The 18,397-nt window shown below is 33.7% G+C and carries 13 protein-coding genes; all 13 read right to left on the bottom strand.

The annotated features are described in order from the left end of the window. Positions 1–172: 172 nt before the first annotated feature. Complete coding sequence (locus HUW48_RS04500; protein WP_182414534.1) at positions 173–2,359, bottom strand: Kelch repeat-containing protein; 2,187 nt, start codon at positions 2,357–2,359, stop codon at positions 173–175. 807 nt (positions 2,360–3,166) lie between these two features. Beyond that, positions 3,167–5,152, bottom strand: a complete 1,986-nt coding sequence (locus HUW48_RS04505) for a polysaccharide biosynthesis protein (RefSeq protein WP_182414535.1) — start codon at positions 5,150–5,152, stop codon at positions 3,167–3,169. A gap of 963 nt (positions 5,153–6,115) precedes the next feature. Continuing rightward, positions 6,116–7,261, bottom strand: coding sequence for a DegT/DnrJ/EryC1/StrS family aminotransferase (locus HUW48_RS04510; protein ID WP_182414536.1), 1,146 nt, complete (start codon positions 7,259–7,261; stop codon positions 6,116–6,118). A 119-nt stretch (positions 7,262–7,380) separates the two neighbouring features. Continuing rightward, positions 7,381–8,058, bottom strand: a complete 678-nt coding sequence (locus tag HUW48_RS04515; RefSeq protein WP_182414537.1) for an HAD family hydrolase — start codon at positions 8,056–8,058, stop codon at positions 7,381–7,383. Then, positions 8,048–9,013, bottom strand: coding sequence for an ATP-grasp domain-containing protein (locus tag HUW48_RS04520; protein ID WP_182414538.1), 966 nt, complete (start codon positions 9,011–9,013; stop codon positions 8,048–8,050). Before HUW48_RS04520 ends, HUW48_RS04515 begins: the two co-directional genes overlap by 11 nt. After that, complete coding sequence (locus HUW48_RS04525) at positions 9,010–9,621, bottom strand: sugar transferase (protein ID WP_182414539.1); 612 nt, start codon at positions 9,619–9,621, stop codon at positions 9,010–9,012. The genes HUW48_RS04520 and HUW48_RS04525 overlap by 4 nt, the downstream gene beginning before the upstream one ends. Continuing rightward, positions 9,590–10,813, bottom strand: a complete 1,224-nt coding sequence (locus HUW48_RS04530) for a glycosyltransferase family 4 protein (RefSeq protein WP_182414540.1) — start codon at positions 10,811–10,813, stop codon at positions 9,590–9,592. Before HUW48_RS04530 ends, HUW48_RS04525 begins: the two co-directional genes overlap by 32 nt. Positions 10,814–10,884: 71 nt before the next feature. Continuing rightward, entirely contained in the window at positions 10,885–11,985 is a 1,101-nt protein-coding gene (locus HUW48_RS04535; protein WP_182414541.1) for a glycosyltransferase, read from the bottom strand. Between the two features lie 553 nt (positions 11,986–12,538). Next, a complete protein-coding gene (locus tag HUW48_RS04540; protein ID WP_182414542.1) occupies positions 12,539–13,759 on the bottom strand; it encodes an alginate lyase family protein in 1,221 nt (406 codons plus the stop codon). Between the two features lie 131 nt (positions 13,760–13,890). Then, positions 13,891–15,003 (bottom strand): glycosyltransferase, encoded by a 1,113-nt coding sequence (locus HUW48_RS04545; RefSeq protein WP_182414543.1) that lies wholly within the window; start codon positions 15,001–15,003, stop codon positions 13,891–13,893. A gap of 46 nt (positions 15,004–15,049) precedes the next feature. Further along, the gene (locus tag HUW48_RS04550; RefSeq protein ID WP_182414544.1) at positions 15,050–16,384 is read right to left on the bottom strand and encodes an O-antigen ligase family protein; all 1,335 of its coding nucleotides are present in this window, start codon (positions 16,382–16,384) and stop codon (positions 15,050–15,052) included. Between the two features lie 66 nt (positions 16,385–16,450). After that, entirely contained in the window at positions 16,451–17,368 is a 918-nt protein-coding gene (locus HUW48_RS04555; RefSeq protein WP_182414545.1) for a glycosyltransferase family 2 protein, read from the bottom strand. A gap of 133 nt (positions 17,369–17,501) precedes the next feature. After that, the gene (locus HUW48_RS04560; protein ID WP_182414546.1) at positions 17,502–18,395 is read right to left on the bottom strand and encodes a glycosyltransferase; all 894 of its coding nucleotides are present in this window, start codon (positions 18,393–18,395) and stop codon (positions 17,502–17,504) included. Positions 18,396–18,397 lie beyond the last annotated feature (2 nt).

Consider the following 18,397-nt stretch of genomic DNA (forward strand, 5'->3'; position numbering starts at 1 on the left):
ACAAAATTGTGCTACAGTATTTAACTCTTAACTGAAGTTATAGTAGATAATGAATTATTATTTTCCTCAACTATTATACCATTCTTATAAATATATAGGAAATAACTAATAAACATGACTTTTTTCAACTATTTTTTGATTAAAAAGATTGTTCACAAGAAATTAGGCAGGTTTATTCAATAAGCAATTTGGCTTGAACTTTACTTAAAGGAAAATTAATTGTTACCAAATATAAACCCTTAGATAGTTGAGGAAAAGGAGTGAGTTCTGCATTTATAATACCTTCTTGGTTTGTTTTCACTTGCTGGGTATATACCCGACGGCCAACCATATCTTGCATCGTTATTGTTAACAACATTTTTGGGGTTAGACCTGATACAAACATCTTAATTTTACCTCCAGTTGAGCTAGGATTAGGAAATAACTTTACTATTGATTTTTCTTTTTTCCATTCAGGTTGAACGCCGGTGGTATTATTAGGAACTATAATAACGTAATAATTAGAATTAACCCCTGCAGCCGGCGTAGCCATATTCCCTGACAATATTACTTTTCCGGCCGGAAACGATTTACTATATAATTGGTAGGTGTCATCAATGGGGTTAGTAGTAGAAATTGTATCGGGTAGTTTTTGCCATTCGTTTAACCAAGCCGGCAAAACAGTAGCTTTAGAATCATAGGCGATATATAAAGTTGAACCTTTAGTTATGTCAAAAGAAAAAACCTCTTGTTCGGATAGGGATTTATCTTTATCAGGGGTTTTAATAAAAAGAGAATGATTCAAATCATCCGGTAAGCTTTTAATTTGATAGGTTTGATCGGTGTAAATAGTGGTACCTACAACTAATTCGCCAAAACTGTAAACTCCACCCGTATTACTTTTAAGATTTTGAATCAGAGATTGCGTTGGAGGCAGAACCGGGGAACTTTTAAAGGTAATATTAGTCCGTGAACCACCACTATAATAAATACAGTTGTTTAGTAAAGCGGCCACGCCCGAAAAACGAGCTTTGGGTAAAGGTGCTAAATTTCCCCAGGTATTGGTGTTAGGATTATAAGCCGATACCAAATTACTTTGCCCGCTGCTATGCACTGTTTCACCGGCTAAAACTAAAATTTGATTCCCGGCAACTAGCACAGCCGAACTAATATGGCCCCGCCCTGAACTACCAGCGGGAACCTGCAGATCTGCTTTTTCAGTCCATTGATTAGTAACCGGATCATACGCGTGTACTTTCTTTTGAGTAATTAAATTTTTATCGTGGCCCGTCTGACCACCTATATAATAAATCTTTCCTTCGTACACCGCCGAGCCAGCGTGTTGCCGAGGGTTAGGTAAGGGAGCCAGAAGTTTCCAGCCGGCAGATTGGTCATCTAAATTTAGAGCGTAATGATTATTAAGATCCACTGTACGCGCTTGATTGGTGCCACCAATATGATGCAGCCATCCATTTACGTATTCCAATTGTCCGGCGGCAACTACAATTGGTAAGTCTAGTAAACGTTCATAACGATTTTCGGCTACTATGTATTTCCAGACCTCTTTGGTGCCAAATATTTGTCCGGTACCTGCTAAATTAGAAGTATAACCTCCCGCAAAATATATATCTGTGCCGTCGGTGGTTATGCCTGTATGCGTTACCCCGCCGTATTTGGTACCGTTCATGGGAGGCAAAGGAGCCAGAGCCGTCCATTTATTTAGGTTTGGATCATAAACATAAGCGCGGCTGGTGGGCGTGAAACCAGATTTCTGACTATCAAAACCACCAAAATTATAAAGTTTGTTATTAACTGTTTCGCCTTGTGCTTCATTTACAACGTACGGCTGACTAGCGGCAGTTTCCCATATAAACGATGACTGCAGGGGCACTGCGTTTAATAACTCAACTTTAATATCTACGGATGTTTCACTGAAAAGTCCGGTAGCATCTGTAACTTTTACAATTAAAGAATATTGAGACTGAGTATGATAATTAAGTTTTTTTGAAATTTTTAAAGTCCCCGATACACTATCAAGTAAGAATGTTGTATTGGTATTACCTGCCTGAATAGAATAAATGAGAGCATCGCCATCGGGATCTGTTGCTTGAATAGTATCTAGGATGGTTTCAATAGAAGCATTTTCTGGAATGTTTAAATTATAGTTCCCAGCAAAACTTGGTCCCGCAACAAAATTAATCTTTCTTGAAAACCAACTTTTTTCATGATGCAGTACACCATTCTTCGATTTGTTAATAAAATCTGGATTGAAGGTAGGGCATAAAAATTCTAAACTTTCACTACTGTATTTATTAGCGGCAAAACCTTGAAAATAAAGCCCCAAGCCAAAAGCAAAACAGATAAAGTACTTAGCATTCATAAGCATTGAGCGGAAAAGGAGAGTAGCAATTTTTAATATCATTGGGTATTTTGCTTTTATTCAAGCCCCCTACTAAGAGATCAGCTAACGGCTTTTGGGTAGGTACAGCATCCAGCGGTGAGTTTATTAGTACAAGTTATACTTGTTTGAAAGTCCAATCATTAAATAAACAGTATTTAGGCCTCTTTGGTTAATTAAGATTACATTGCTTTGAATCAATCTCTAATTTTTGAAAAAAGTAAGATTTAGTAAAAAACAGAAATTAGGCTCAAGTTACTCTCATAAAATTTAGGATATACTACTATTAAATAAGAAGTACGCGTTTATTCAGGAACTAAATTGGTGTAAATAGCAATTCCTGTTCATTAAGAAAATCGAAGGCGCAAATCTGTTTTAATTTTAATACAACTTTTATTTTAATCCAGTGGGTTGCAATTCATATTTACCTATTTACGGCTTTTATAACTTAGCGGTTCCTTTTATAAATACTGGAAATTACTTTTACTTAATATTTCTATAAAATTAGTCACAGTATATATTTTGATAATTGTTCACCAGAATAGTATTAGTAAAACAGTGAGCAATTAACAGGAGTAACTACTTGATAAGTAATAATATTATTGAAGTTGATCAATACATAAGTAAATATTCTACTGTACCCAATTTGTAATAAGAATAAAGAGTAAATATTTCCATTCCAGTATATTGGTTTTCTTGTTTAAAGTTTTAACTATCTTAAATCTACTAAATAAAAAAGGAGCCATTCTAATTAGAATGGCTCCTTTTTTATTTAGTACTAGCTTTTTATCAGCTTGCCTGTTGAATCAAAAGAGAATTGTTGTTAGCTGTACCATAATCAAGTTCTTCGTATTTAGAATTTTTACTTAAAAACTCAGGTACAATATCTTTCATTTTCTTAACGATCTCATAATCGTCATTTTCTTTCTGAACTAAAGTAAGCAATTCTTTTATATCACTAGCTACCTTATCATATATGTAAGTTCTAACCTTCGATATTTTTATTTTGTCATGGTGAGTTGGAATAGATTCCTCTTCTTTATTAAGTAGTTCTTCATAAAGTTTTTCACCTGGCCGTAAACCTGTATAGACAATCTTAATATCCACATCCGGAATTAATCCAGCTAGTTTAATCATTTTTCTAGCCAGATCCGCAATCTTAACTGGCTCTCCCATGTCAAACAAGAATATTTCACCACCTTTACCCATACTGCCTGCTTCTAACACTAGTTGAACAGCCTCCGGAATCGTCATAAAGTAGCGGGTAATTTCCGGATGCGTAACAGTAAGAGGAGCTCCTTTTTCAATCTGCGCCCGGAAACGGGGAATTACAGAACCGTTTGAACCAAGCACATTACCAAAGCGGGTAGTAACAAACCTCGTTTTAGAATGGGTAAGATCATTTAATCGAGAACTTATAACGTTTATGTTGTTCAAGGACTGAACATTTACGTTGTTCAACGATTGAATATAAATTTCAGCAATACGCTTAGAAGCCCCCATTATATTAGTTGGGTTAACTGCTTTATCCGTTGAAATCATTACAAATTTCTCTACGTCGAAGGCAATAGATAAATCTGCTAGTGTTTTAGTGCCTAATATGTTAGTAATAATAGCTTCAGAAGGATTGTTTTCCATCATTGGTACGTGCTTATAAGCCGCCGCATGGAAGACAATTTGAGGACTAAACTCTTCGAAAAGAGAATACATCCGGTTATAGTTCGAAATATTGGCTATGTATATTTTTATGTTAGCATCTGGAAATGCTTCTTCTACTTCAAGTTGTAATTCATGTAAAGGAGATTCAGCCTGATCGCAAATGATAATCATTGCCGGGTCAAAAGTCAAAACTTGTCTTACAATTTCTGAACCAATCGAACCTGCACCGCCAGTTACTAAAACTCGTCTTCCCGTAATTTCTCTAGAAATATTACCACTCTGGATAACAATAGGATCACGTTGTAATAAATCTTCAATTTTAAGATCTTGGATCTGATTGAGTCGTAACCTACCGGAAATCCATTGTTCGGTTGGCGGAACAGTTAAAACTTTTAAACCAATTTCTAAGCATTTCTCAACAATATTTTTTCTGCCTTCGGTTTTCAAGTCTTCGCTCATTACCACAATCTTATCTACTTTAAGCTTTAAACGAAGCTGTTCAATATTTTTCGCAGAGTAAACCTTTTTCTGTTGAATATATTTATTAACATTTTGGTAGTTATCGTCAATAAACCCAGCAATGACAAATCTACTAGAGATACTGTTTTCTAAAGCCTTTTTTATAAGCATAGAATTAGTGTCGGAACCAAAGATGAGTACGGTTTCCTTTTCAGCAGAAGTACTTCGCTTTATAAATTGAAAGAAACTTTTAGCTCCAATTCTTAGCATAATTAGTAAAGAAGAGGATATAAAAAAGTTTATTAAAAGCACAATAAAAATGTTTACTGTATTAATATGGTATACAGGAATAATAATCATGCTTAACACTAAAATATAGATAAAGCTTGTAGCTAATACAGCCGAGAAAATTCTAACTATATCTTGAGTATTGGAATATCTGATTACCCCGGTATGTATGCGCATGAGAAAAAATACGCTAAGAGAAGTAATGCAATATAAACCTGTATATATAAAGAAATGCCCTCTTAATATATTTGAAAATTCAAATTGAGTTATTACAAAGAATGCTAATACGAAGGACCAGCTTGTAATAACCTGATCGATCAGTAAAATGACCCATCGTGGTATTGAATTAGCAAGTATAAATTTTTTCATGACGCAAAGTAATTTATAATTCGTAGTTCTAGAGTTAGTGACGAATAGTGATTAATTAAGTTTTTTAATGCTAAATTATTTTGAAAGTTTAATTTAGAACACCAATATTTTAAATAAAGCAATGTTTTTGTGCATTATATAATTGGTAAAATCTTTTACTTATATTTTAAATAAAGGTTTATAGAATTATTTGCTATATATTAAATAATAAATCCTTTGTAAATTTTTTATAAAATAAATAAAGTAAGAGCTACTTTGCAAAAGTTATTTGTAAATAAATAGTTAAATGTTTGCATAAAATTCAACATTGTATTCTATATACCTTAAAAATTAAAATTTGTTGGTATAATTTTTTTTTATTATAGTTAGAAAAAACTTAACCTTTAATCTAAAGTACTAAATAATTTCAAATATTAAAATAAATAAATATTAAATTTTATATAGTATATAATTTATAAAGTATATAATCCAATTTAGTTTTCTATTATATTTTAACACTTAAAAAGTTTTGCAAAATAAGTCAAAAAAAATGTAAGTTAATTAATATCTACTACCTTTTCTATTAGTAATTGTCTGATTTACTCATCTGTTTTATATCAACAATAATAATTAATAAAGGTATTTTAATATATTTAAATCTACTTTAAACAATAATTACGCCAATGTGGTAAAAAAGGGCAAATAAATATTAATTATTATATATATAAAGGTGAGCTTTGAAAAATAAAGAATTTTAGAGCAGTAAACAGATTAGCTTATAAGTCTTAAATAAACTTACTTGCTAATTTTCTAATGATTGGCCTTAACTTCTCCAAACCTCTAGTCTACAAATTAATGTAAATTAGTTTATAATGGATGGTAGTTAGTGTATAGTGTAAGATAAGTATTTAGAAATAAATTCTTAAATCAGGTAGTAATAGTAAAAACGAACAACCTTATTACTACCTGATTTTAATTAACAAATTAAATCTGTACCGTTGAAAAAGTGCTTACTACTTGATCAACAACTCTATCTAAATCTTCTTTGCTTAAATTAGAGCCGGAAGGGAGACAAAGTCCTGATTCAAATAACCGTTCACTAGTGCCATCGCCGTAAAAAGAAGCATCAGCAAATACAGGTTGTAAATGCATGGGTTTCCAAAGTGGGCGTGATTCGATATTATCCTTCTCCAGAGATAAACGAAGCTGCTCACGATCTATACTTTTGCCAGAGCCATTTACTAAAATGGTACTTAACCATCTATTCGAATAATAATCAGAAGACGGCTCTTCCATAAACTTTATTTCCGGAATGGAGGCAAAGGCATTTTTATAGTATTCAAAATTGTATCGCCGCTGTTTTACCCGTTCCAGCAAAACCTCCATTTGACCACGTCCAATACCTGCACATATGTTACTCATGCGGTAATTGTACCCTATATGAGAATGCTGATAATGTGGGGCTGCATCGCGAGCTTGAGTAGCAAGAAAACGAGCTTTTTTTATCCAATCTTCATTGGTTGAAACCAGAGCTCCTCCTCCAGAAGTGGTAATTATCTTATTACCATTAAAGGATAAGATACTCATAGCTCCAAATGTGCCTAGTGGTTGTTTTTTATAGGAAGATCCCAACGCTTCGGCCGCATCTTCTACTACAGGAATGTCGTGCTTATTCGCAATTTCCATAATACGAGTCATGTTGGCCGGCATTCCGTATAAGTGCACTATAATAATTGCTTTTGGTTTTTTACCTTTCTTTAAGCGATCATTAATAGCCTCTTCTAAAAAGTCCGGCGACATGTTCCAGCTTTGTTCTTCACTATCCACAAATATGGGCGTCGCTCCTTGATAAGCAATTGGGTTAGCCGATGCCGAAAAGGTCATAGACTGACATATAACTTCATCGCCAGCCTGCACACCTAAAATAATTAAAGCTAAGTGCAAAGCGGCAGTTCCAGAACTTAAAGCGGCAACATAAGTGTTTTGGCCTAAAAAATTTTCTAATGTTTTCTCGAAACCATCTACATGTGGTCCTAAAGGCGCAATCCAGTTAGTGTCAAAAGCTTCTTTAACGTAGTTAAATTCGTTATTGCCCATGTGTGGAGACGAAAGCCATATTTTTGGGTTCATATCTTAAAAAATAAATGAATAAATATTTTAGTATCTAGATTGCTATTATTGTAAAAAAGCGGTGAGTGCCTAATTGAATTTTGTATCTTAAACAATTCTAATTAAAATCTAGGTTTATGTTAACTAGAGGATTGACTTACCACAATTGGCATTAATTCCTTAAAAGATCTGATTATTACTGTGGGTATAGGTTCTCTTCTAAAATCCTGTGAATGGATGTTTTGACCATTATTCTCCAGGCAAACCGTATGCCATCCTAATTTTGCCGGCACAATAAAATCTTTAGCGGTATTATCACCTATATAGTAAAATTCTTTATCAGAATATTTTTGCTCAAAGAATAAGAAATTACGTTCATTCGGTTTTTCGGAGCCAAACTCTTCTGATATAATAATATCTGCAAAATAAGTCTCTATACCTAATGCTTTTAACTTATTCCGTTGTGTAATGCTTCGACCGTCTGTAATAAGACCGCACAAAATTTTAGCTTCTTTTAAATAATCTAAAAACTCTAATGCATCCTCCGATAAAGTAATTTGAGGTAGGTGTGATCGGTACTCATTTAAAAGAAATGAAATAGTAATATTGGGTAATAAAGAAGCATGCTCCTTCATAAGCCACTCAAAAACATTCTCTTTATTAGTATAACGAAACCACATTTCATCAAAGAGATCTTTCTTTACAGATGGCTGTAGCAAACCGGCTATATGGCGATAGGCTGACCGTAAAAAATCAATCTCCTGATAAATCGTATCGTCCAAGTCGAAGACTACAAACGTATTTTCGTTAAATCTCATAATTATGAACTAAAACCTCATCGTCGTAACGAAGCATAAGTAAATTGTTGCTCCAGTTATCTGTATAGGAGATGTTTTCATTAAGTAAATATTCTCGAATTAACCAGCCTGGATAATTTGCTCCTGCCTGGTAGCTTAGAGGATAACCACCACCAAATCTTGGGTTTATTTCTATTCCGTAGATCTTTTCTGTGTTTTTATGTAAAAAAACCTGCACTGTAAGACAACCAATAGCACCTGGTATATGGCCTATCTTTTCTCTTAAATACGAAACAATTACATTCTTACATGTTATGCCTTTACTAATTTCTCCACCGCGGATTTCCATGCGGCGCCGGGGAACAATACATTTTACTTCATTATCTTTCCCGTAGTACATATCTACTGTGTACTCGTCGTGTTCTGTTTTATCGATATATTCCATAAACAGAAGCTTCTCGTTAGTCATATGATAAGGAGTAAGTTCATTAGGTTGACGGATAAGGAATATATCAGCGCTTAAACTACCATCGTACGGTTTGATAAACAGCGGAAAAGTAGGGTTACTTTTGTCTATAGCCGCAGGTATAGTAATTCCGGATTGCTCAAAGAATTGATTGATTTTACGTTTATCCCGGCATTTACTTATAAAATCGGCCGAGGATACTATCAAATGAATACCTTGTTTCGTAAATATATCCTGGTGGTTAGCTAAAACTTGTAGTTCCGTATCAATGGTTGGAACTACCAGCTTTATATTTTGAGCTACACATAATTCTAACAGGTCTTTGATGTAAGATGGATCAGCCACACTTTTCATCTTAAAATAACCATCAGCCACATTACAGGCTGCTGATAACTTAGGATTCATATCGGCTGTAAAGACTTCACTGTCCGGAAAAAGGACTTTTAATTCCTTCTGAAATGCTCTTACTAAAGAAACTCTTCTTCCTGCAGATGTAATTAAGATGTTCATACCTGTTTAACTCCTTCAAAGAAAGGCATGGTAGCATGCCCTTGCTGGCTAATACCTTCTGATTTAAATACTTTTTTTATCGTTAGTAGTATAATTTTTATGTCCAGCAAAAAACTGATGTGGTCTACGTACCATACATCGTACTCAAACTTTTGTTCCCAGCTAATGGCATTGCGGCCATTTACCTGAGCCCAACCTGTAATTCCCGGCCGAACTTCATGTCTTCGCTTTTGGACTTCGTTGTAAAGTGGTAAGTATTCAATTAATAAAGGGCGAGGACCAATTAAACTCATATCTCCTTTAATAACATTAAGTAATTGGGGAACTTCATCTAACGAAGTTTTTCTGACAAACTTACCCACTGCTGTTAAGCGAACTTCGTCTGGTAGTAATTTGCCATTGGCATCTTTCAAATCGTTCATCGTTTTAAACTTTATAATCCGAAAGACTTTTTCGTTTTTACCAGGACGAGCCTGAAAGAAAAATACTTTTCCTTGGTTGGCTATGGCTAAACAAATTGCTACTAGAATAAAAATTGGCAGAGCAACGATAAATGCGCTAATAGCAACCAGAAAATCAAGAAAACGTTTCAGCAGGTTTTTGTACATTGTATGCTTCAATTACATTAACAAATTTTTTGCAAAGGATAGTCTTATCGTAAACTTCTTCCGCTAAACGACGACTATTTACCGACATTTCTTGTAACCATACCGGATTAGCTGCCATTTTTATAAGCATGTTAGCCAAATCTTCTGGTTTTTGCGGATCTACATAAACACCACAATTATGTTTTTCTACCATTTCTTTTGTCCATCCCGCTGAATTTACAATTAATGGCTTGCCCGCAGAGAGTGAATCAAATAACTTGTTGGGTGAGTTAGTGTATAAAATTGGAATGTCTGAGAAGGAAACCATGGAGCAATCACAAATATTAACTATCTCGGAAACAATCTTCATGGGATGTTTACCCAAGAACTTAACATTTGTCAAGTGTTGGGATTCACATATCTTCTTAAGATCCGCTTCTGTTTTACCTTCACCTAAAAAAACAAAATCTATGTTATGGATACTCTGTTCTTTTAAAACTGCTGCTGCTTTTACTAGGTATTCCAGGCCGTTGGCGATACCCATCGCGCCAAAATGAACAACATTAAAATGATTAGTATTTAAGTTAAAAGTACGCGCTACTTCCCAATTTTTAGCTCTTACAAAAAACTCATCCTTTTTAGCCATATTAGGGATCATGGTAACTTTGTTAGGAGTAATACCGGTTTTAATTACGCCATCCCGCATTCCTGGCGATAAGGCTACAACATGCTTAGCAGAGGTGTAAATCTTTTTCTCGAACCAGTTTAAAAGTTTTATAATAAAACTGCTCTTTATGGCTCCCATTTGAATAGGTACTTCGGGCCAGAGATCACGTACCTCAAAAATGTACGGAATTCCTTTAAATTGCTTAATAGCCAAGGCTGGTATACCAATAGACAATGGAGTGGAAGTAGCATAAACCAAATCAATGTTTTTTTGTCTTAATCCTAGCCAGGTAGAGAGAAGCATAAAACGGAAAAAAGACCATAATCTACTTATAATGCCCATATTATTGCTATATGGATTTTTAACATAGATTACTTCAATGCCGTCGATCAACTTTTTTTCAACTAGTTCCTGTTGCTTATTTCTACTCGTAAGCATTACTACCTGATGACCGTTGGCAATTAATTCTTTAGCAAACCAATAGGAGCGAGTTCCACCAGGTTCGTTAGGAGTAATAAAGTACTGATGAATGTAAAGGATCCTCATTATAAAAATTTTTTATCATTAAACTGACTAGATTAAGTAAATAGCTCTGCTTAAATTTTTGCTGGTATTTACTATATTAAATTATTAGTTTGTTGTATATAATCTTTTGCAATTAATTCCCAATCAAACCTTTGAATATTCTTCTTAGTATTTTTACAGATAGTTGAATATTGTGCCAGAATTAAATCTACTTTTTCTTTTAGCTCGGGCAAGGACTCATGGCTGGAGGAATACCCCACTTCACCTTCCGGAAAATAACCATCTATGCCATCTCCTCGGGTGTAGATAATAGGCAGACCTTGCGATAAAGCTTCTACATAAACAACTCCGAACGTTTCAGCATAGGAAAGCAAAATAAAAAGATGGTTTTCTCGGTAAATCCTGAGTAGTTCCTCTTTATTTTTTACCTCTCCTACATAATTTATAGTATTACCATTAGTAATAGATTGAGCAATCTGGTCGAAATCTAATTCTAAAGAGTTTTTACCTACAATTGTAAGTTCATATTTACGATCATCGTACTTTTTTAAGAAGTCAATTAGTAGATCAAGCTTTTTACGTTTTATTATTTGTCCAACAAAAAGGATTTTAACAGAACTTAAATCTTGATCTGCCGGAGTTTTTTCGTAAACATTTTTTAACCAGAAATTATCTAAACCATTAGGCAGAGAAAAGAATGCGTTCGTGTCTATTTTTGGATAAAGTGTTTTAATAATGTTTTTATGTGATTGCGAAACAAAGAACACCATACTTACTTGCGAGAGTATTTTTCTGGCAATAAACCTAAAAAAAGAACTTTTCTTGATAAAGAAGTCAACATCCGTGCTTCTAACAGTTACAACAAATTTCCTGTTTGTAAATTTACTCAGTAGGTAAGCTGCTATTCCATCACTTATAAGGGTATGAGCATGTATATAGTCATATCCATTAGTTAATTTTTTCTTATTTATTACTTTAAATATTTTGAAGTATTTAGTAAAAAATAATTTTTTATCTACGTTGGTAAATATGTAATCAATATCTAAACCAGGAATATCGTTTTCACGATAACTTTCATATACTGGAATAAATAATTTATCTTCTCTATACTTTGTAATAGTAGTATAAAGATTATAATGAATTTTATTAGAAAGAAAATAGCTATTAATATGTAAAGCTTTCTTTTGCGTCATAAAGGTAATAAAATCCTACAATATATAAAATTTAATATATAACAACTTTTTATAAATGAGAAGTTTATATTTTACTGAATTATTGGTAATGATGTTCTATACTGTAATTTCCTAAAGTAAGAACATAAAATATCTCGCACTTATAAAGTAAGGTTATAGCAACTACCATACCTGATAATGTATCATCAAATAAATAAATTATTATACTTATAAGATTTTATTTAAAAATTTTGCACAAAAGTAACAAATATTATAAACAAGTATTAACTAATATGTTATTTAACCTTTAAATTTATTAATAAGGATAGGTCTACAGCTTTTGCTGATAAAATATTTGTTTTAGCATTTACTAAAATAGGTGTTTTGTTATTTCAGGTTAATCAGCCAAACAACTAGTTACTATAGTTTGGGATCTACCAGAATGTGCACTAATGGAAAGAAGGTTATAGAAGTTAATATTTATAAAACAAAAAACTCTAATCTTGTCTGATTAGAGTTTTTTGTTTTATAAATATTAATAATTTAATACCCAAGCAATAACTTTGGAATGCTATTAATAATAACGTGAAACTAATAAATCCATTATTGAACCAGAAACAAATTTTGCATGGGTAGGAGAAAGAACAGGCTGTATGTTAACATCTTTGTACACAGCTGATCCAGTTCTGCCAATTGGAACAAATTGGTCTAAGCTTAAAGTTGAAATTTGTTGATAAGGCCATGCTTTGCTACCAGAAGCGAACGGTAACATCCATTGGAATGCCTTTTTTAAACTTTTGCCGCTTGGGGTAGTGTAATCCCATAAATTTATACCAGCACTTTCCGCACAACTTGCCAACTTAAACCATGCTTCTAAATTTTTAGTGCTGTAAGTCCAGGAGTTAGTTCTAGATAATTCTAATTCTTGTTTACCCTCAACTGTAAATTGGCTTTCTATTCTGCTGTAAGCCTGCTTTTCTATTAAAGATTTAGCAAGAGTTTTATTGCCGACAAATAAGGCATAGGATACAACCTGTAAATTATGAAATGTACCAATATTATTAGGTTGTGCGGCTCCTTCTAATCCTACTACGCTAGTTAACATCCAGTTAAGATATTGATTGAACCAACCCTTTAAAGCTTCATGATTTTCTGCTGTCCAGGAAGGAGATCCAACTAACAACTGTACTCCATCTATCAGGTCAACAAATCGTTCGGTATCTATAGTGCCTACCCCATTCTCATTATCTACTCCTCTAACAATCTGAGTATATTTAAGATTAGGGTTCATTTTGGTAGCACTATTCAGGAAAAAAACTTTAAGAAGTTCAGCAGCTTTTTTCGCGTATTTTTCATCATTTGTAAAATAATAGGAAAGCCCAAGTAAACGAATATCCTTGCTTAATTCCCGGACATAAATCATGTCTTTTACTTCGTTCACCTCCGGATTCATCTGCCCGTCTTTTTTGATATAAGGCAAGCCATCAGATGTATTTGGGTTTGGCCACCAATACGTAGCCAAGCTTAAGTAATCATGCATATCCCCACTTGGCGGAGTTATAGTTTTATTTACTATAGTGTAGGGCGCTCTGTTTAAAGCTACGCTAGAGTTAGATATTAATAATTTTAGCGCAGATAAACACTGTTCATTGCCAGCATTTAGCTTAAATTTATTTTGCATTAAAAGGTCCGGATTCATCAGGAACGTATTGGGTCTTACCTGAGCTAATCCATTGAATGCAAAAATCAAAAGAAATAAAAAAAGAAATAAGGTGGATTGAGTAGATGTCTTCATGCTTAACTATTTACTATTACATTACTGATGCAAAAGTACAAAAAAAGACATTTACGATGAAAGCCGGTAAATGCCTTTTTTTTGTACTATTTTACTAAAACAGGAGCATAAAGGCCAATAAAAGTGTACTTTTAGCTCATTATGTAAGATGAGTACTCATTGGCTATGCGTGAAATGGAAAAATCTTTTGCCCGGTTAATCAAAATTTCCGGATCATATGTTGTATTAAGTGTATCAATAATACCCTGAGCAAGAGCGGCCGGATTTTCAACAGGGACTAGTATTCCATATTTGCCATTAGCTAATATCTCGCGCGGCCCGCTAGGACAATCCGTAGAAACTACTGGGGTACCTACTCCTAATCCTTCCACTATTACGTTACCAAAGCCCTCAAATCGGGAAGAAACGACAAGCGCTGCTGCCCGCTTTATATAGTAGGATGGATTATCAACAAAGCCAAGTAATAAAACATGCTCTTGCAGGGATAATTGCGTAAATAAATCTTCAATTTCTTCCCGCAATTCGCCTTCTCCTAATAAAATTAAAGAGATATCCATTTTCTCTCTAACTAAACTAAGAGCTTTAATTAATGTTGGATGATCTTTAGCGTGTGTAAAACGCCCAACACTAATAATGTATTTTTTGCCGTTAGCTGTAAATTGTTTGAATTTAGAATTAGATATTTCTTCTTCTTTTTCAGAAGGATCATAAACGGGATTATAAATTACCTTCATTTTGTCGCGGTTAACTCCCATGCGGTTAGAGAAATCATCCGCTACTCCACCGGATACGGCAACAATCTTATCGGGAACCTTATACATTACTTTAGCTAAAGTAAGGAAGTAAGGGTTCTTGTATAAACTTGGCTTGTTTGGATCTGCGTTATTTTCAGCCGTTTGGTTCGTGTGCAAAGAAACAACGGGTTTAGTTTTGTTGAAGGTGAATAAGCAGCAGAAAATATTAATTATGTTCAAAAACTCCCGAGCTGAAAGAACCGCTTGAGGTTTTTCACGGCGTAAATATTTAATAAAGCTGAAAATACTGGTTAATGCCCGGCCGCTGCCTTCAAACACGCGCACATTGGCAGGTAACTGACTTAAGAACTCGCCTTCTTTTTTGGTGAGAAACACATGTACTTCTACCCCTTCACTGGCGTATTGTTGAATTAAGTTTATAAATACTTTTCCTATCCCGCCTAATGCAAGCGTTCCTGGAAAGAAACATATTTTTTTTAGTTCTTCCACTTTCTTTTAAATATGATAAAATAAATTAAGATTTTACTTCAAGAAATTATTTTGGCTGAAGCACAGATGAATTTAGATTACTAGGTAAAACTTCGTGTTTTTGAGTAGCTTCTTTAATTATGTTTTGGGTTTTACGATAGGAGATTGATCCATATACTACTATAAAACCAAGCCATAGCCAAAAAATTCCTTCTCCCATAATAGAGCTAGGGCCTACCGCCATAAGAGGAAAAACCAGGATAGAAGAGCGGAGAATGGCTGGCAATGCATTAGCTATTACATTTTGATACCTACCAATCCTGTTAAAAGATTTAAATAGTATAAAAAGTATTCCTAAAAGAATAACTACTCCGTATTCCACCAGAATTTGTAGAAAGAAATTATGAGGCGGAATTCCTTCTAAGGGATAAAGGGAAGAACCTGGGCCCATACCAAATCCCATATTGTCAAGGGCATAGTTTATTGATTTTGTATAAATATTTATCCGGGCATCGTCTGTAGTAACTTCATTTTTCTCTACAACCAGGTATAATTTATTTATCATCGCATCAAGTAAAGAATCATTGACAACAATAACTCCGATAAAAGTTACTATAAGAAGTAACCCTAATTTTAATATATTGCTTTTGTAGGTATTAGGAGTGAGGAAAGAGAAAATTACAAAAAAGATAACACCTATAGAAAAGCTTGAAATAGCAGCCCTGGAGTAGGAACTAATTAGTATATATAAGCTTAATAATAAGCTTAATGCATTGATGGCATACCAAATTAAGGGCCGGTACCGTTTCATCAATTTTCCAAATAAAACCAATGCCGTTAAAGAATTGAAGAAGGCATAGTTATTTTGATTAATGAAGATAGAACGAGGTGCCAGAAAACCTACCCGATTAGCCAATCGTTCAATTTTTTCACCAATATCGGTATTAATCAGATATTGCTGATGCGTAACTTCATATAAACCAATTAAATTAATGAATATAGCACCAACAATCCATATTTTAATCAATACTTCAACTTTCTCTTCCGTGTCAATATATCTGGTAACTAACCAACATAACGCGATGCCAGTTTGTAAAATACCAAATTCTTTAATGGCTAAATCGGTATTGGGCGCCCATAATATACTTACTAATCCTAGGATTAAAAAGAATAAGCTGAATTTGTAAAATCCTTCTAAAAATGGATCAGCCCACTTTTTACGTGATAAAACAATAACGAAGAAGCCAACAAATCCAAAGAACCGTAACGGATATAATGAGAAAAAAGAAACGTCTAACTTTACTAGTGTACTACCTAAAAAGACGCTTGCTATAGCTAACAAGGTAATTATGTACCTCCAATCCAGTCTTGACTTTACGCTCTCCCGCTTTATTTGGTACATTTATTTTTATATTATAAGGTATAATGTAAATTACTATAAATAGTTAATTTATATAAGTAGCCTTCTTTATTTATTAAAAGAAAGCTTTAAATTATTTATGTGAAGTTTTAAGTAAAGCCAAAGACCTTGTTTATTCCAATTCATTTTGTTTAATAAACTATAATTGATTCCTTTACCTTGATAAACGTTTCCGTTTAAGATTATATAGATGTACCTATTCTGATAAAATTTTATCGCGTCCTTTAGATTTTTATCTGAAACAGTTCCAAGAAGGTGTTGTAAAAAGGGTGAAAAAATAAACTTGGTTTCCCGCTCTATATTTTTAGTAACCATATTAACTGAATCAATATGGTAGTAAGACATTGCTTTGTTTAGCCAAAGGCATTTCTTACTATTCCATAAACACCTGGTCCAGGTATCCATGTCTCCTCCTCTTTTAAATTCGTTTTCAGGAAATTTACCTGCTTTTTTCAATACATCCGTTTTAATGGACACTGCCCCCGTCCAGATGGGCTGAGGACCTTTCAGAAAGTCAATTAAAGTAAATTCTTTAGTGGAAAGATGTTTATTTGCTTTAGAATAAGCATCTAATTTCTTTTCTTCTCCTTTTGTCCAGAACCAACCCCAACTTACAATGTCCAGATTGCTGTCTTTCTTAATAACTTCTGCAATGGATGCTAATAAATCTAATTCCCATTCATCATCTGCATCCAAGAAACAAATCCAGTTATATTTTGCATTGTCAATACCCACATTTCGGGCTGCGTAGCCACCCGGTCCTGGGGTATCGCGCCGGAATCTCCTTACTCTTTCATCATTAAATTCTGCAAGTTTTTCAGAAGAACCATCTGTTGAAGCATCATCCACTAAAATAAGCTCGAAATTACGATAGCTTTGATGAAGTACAGAATTTACAGATCTTTCTAGGTGGGGTAATTTGTTATGTACAGGAACAATAATGGAAAAGAACAGATCGGCATTCATATGATTTATAGGAAGATGTTAAAAGTAGAGTGCATTAGTAATTTACCTCTTACATCTTTTAGGTTAATTAAAAACCAATACTTTATATATACTAAATATTCTGGGTATGTTAGGCAACTAAAATTAAAAGGTATTAAGCGTCGTAAACTGGTTTAGCACCATGCACTAAACGTAGTTCTTCGTAGGCCCGGGTAACCCTAATGTTATATCTGGTAAAAAATACCAATAATTTCAGCCGGAAGTTAAGCTGCTTGCCCCGGGAAAAAATATGTTTGAACTCGTTAAATGGTGGCCGAATCTCATAAGCAAAATTTATGTATTTCTGCAGAACACTTGTTTCTGACTCCACAATTTCTTTTTTACCAGATACAACCCGACGAGCTTTTTTTATTATTTGTTCTAATTCTTTTCTTGCTGGGTGCTTTACAATTACATTAGAACCATAACCTATCTGAAAGTTATTTAATGTTGCTCTTTTACCCCATTCAAAATCACCTCCAGAATACATACTTTGATTAAAAGGACCTATTTTATCTAAAACTGCCTTTTTAGTAAACATGTTAGCCGTAACCGACCTTCCATTTTTTACATTTTCATCTTGCCGAAAAGCATACACTATTTCGTAAGCTTCTGCTACCGTATATTGATTTCCAGAAAAAAACAATTCAACTTTCCCACCAATCCTATCATATTCCAGGTTTTCCTCAAAAAATTGGACAGCATTTTTTAACCAATCATAATGAGGTATGCAATCTGAATCAGTAAACCCAAATATTTCACCTTTAGCTAAGCTAATTCCCTTATTACGAGCAGCGTAAGAGCCAGAAATACTTTCTGGGACTACTGTAATATTTTCCGGTAAATAATAATTTTCCGGAACCTGATCTTTCGGATCATTATTCACAATAATTACCTCAAAAGATTTTTTTGGGTAAGTTTGTTTGTCTAAGGCATCAATACAATAAGATAATCTCTGCCAATCACGGTAGGTAGGTATTATAATAGAAATAAAAGGTATTGAAGACATTA

The sequence above is a fragment of the Adhaeribacter radiodurans genome (genome assembly GCF_014075995.1).
Lineage (GTDB): Bacteria > Bacteroidota > Bacteroidia > Cytophagales > Hymenobacteraceae > Adhaeribacter > Adhaeribacter radiodurans.

What these genes read in the sequence shown, in the direction of transcription:
- HUW48_RS04500 (WP_182414534.1), bottom strand. Translation starts at nt 2,359, where the DNA reads ATGAATGCTAAGTACTTTATCTGTTTTGCTTTTGGCTTGGGGCTTTAT.
- HUW48_RS04505 (WP_182414535.1), bottom strand. Translation starts at nt 5,152, where the DNA reads ATGAAAAAATTTATACTTGCTAATTCAATACCACGATGGGTCATTTTA.
- HUW48_RS04510 (WP_182414536.1), bottom strand. Translation starts at nt 7,261, where the DNA reads ATGAACCCAAAAATATGGCTTTCGTCTCCACACATGGGCAATAACGAA.
- HUW48_RS04515 (WP_182414537.1), bottom strand. Translation starts at nt 8,058, where the DNA reads ATGAGATTTAACGAAAATACGTTTGTAGTCTTCGACTTGGACGATACG.
- HUW48_RS04520 (WP_182414538.1), bottom strand. Translation starts at nt 9,013, where the DNA reads ATGAACATCTTAATTACATCTGCAGGAAGAAGAGTTTCTTTAGTAAGA.
- HUW48_RS04525 (WP_182414539.1), bottom strand. Translation starts at nt 9,621, where the DNA reads ATGTACAAAAACCTGCTGAAACGTTTTCTTGATTTTCTGGTTGCTATT.
- HUW48_RS04530 (WP_182414540.1), bottom strand. Translation starts at nt 10,813, where the DNA reads ATGAGGATCCTTTACATTCATCAGTACTTTATTACTCCTAACGAACCT.
- HUW48_RS04535 (WP_182414541.1), bottom strand. Translation starts at nt 11,985, where the DNA reads ATGACGCAAAAGAAAGCTTTACATATTAATAGCTATTTTCTTTCTAAT.
- HUW48_RS04540 (WP_182414542.1), bottom strand. Translation starts at nt 13,759, where the DNA reads ATGAAGACATCTACTCAATCCACCTTATTTCTTTTTTTATTTCTTTTG.
- HUW48_RS04550 (WP_182414544.1), bottom strand. Translation starts at nt 16,384, where the DNA reads ATGTACCAAATAAAGCGGGAGAGCGTAAAGTCAAGACTGGATTGGAGG.
- HUW48_RS04555 (WP_182414545.1), bottom strand. Translation starts at nt 17,368, where the DNA reads ATGAATGCCGATCTGTTCTTTTCCATTATTGTTCCTGTACATAACAAA.
- HUW48_RS04560 (WP_182414546.1), bottom strand. Translation starts at nt 18,395, where the DNA reads ATGTCTTCAATACCTTTTATTTCTATTATAATACCTACCTACCGTGAT.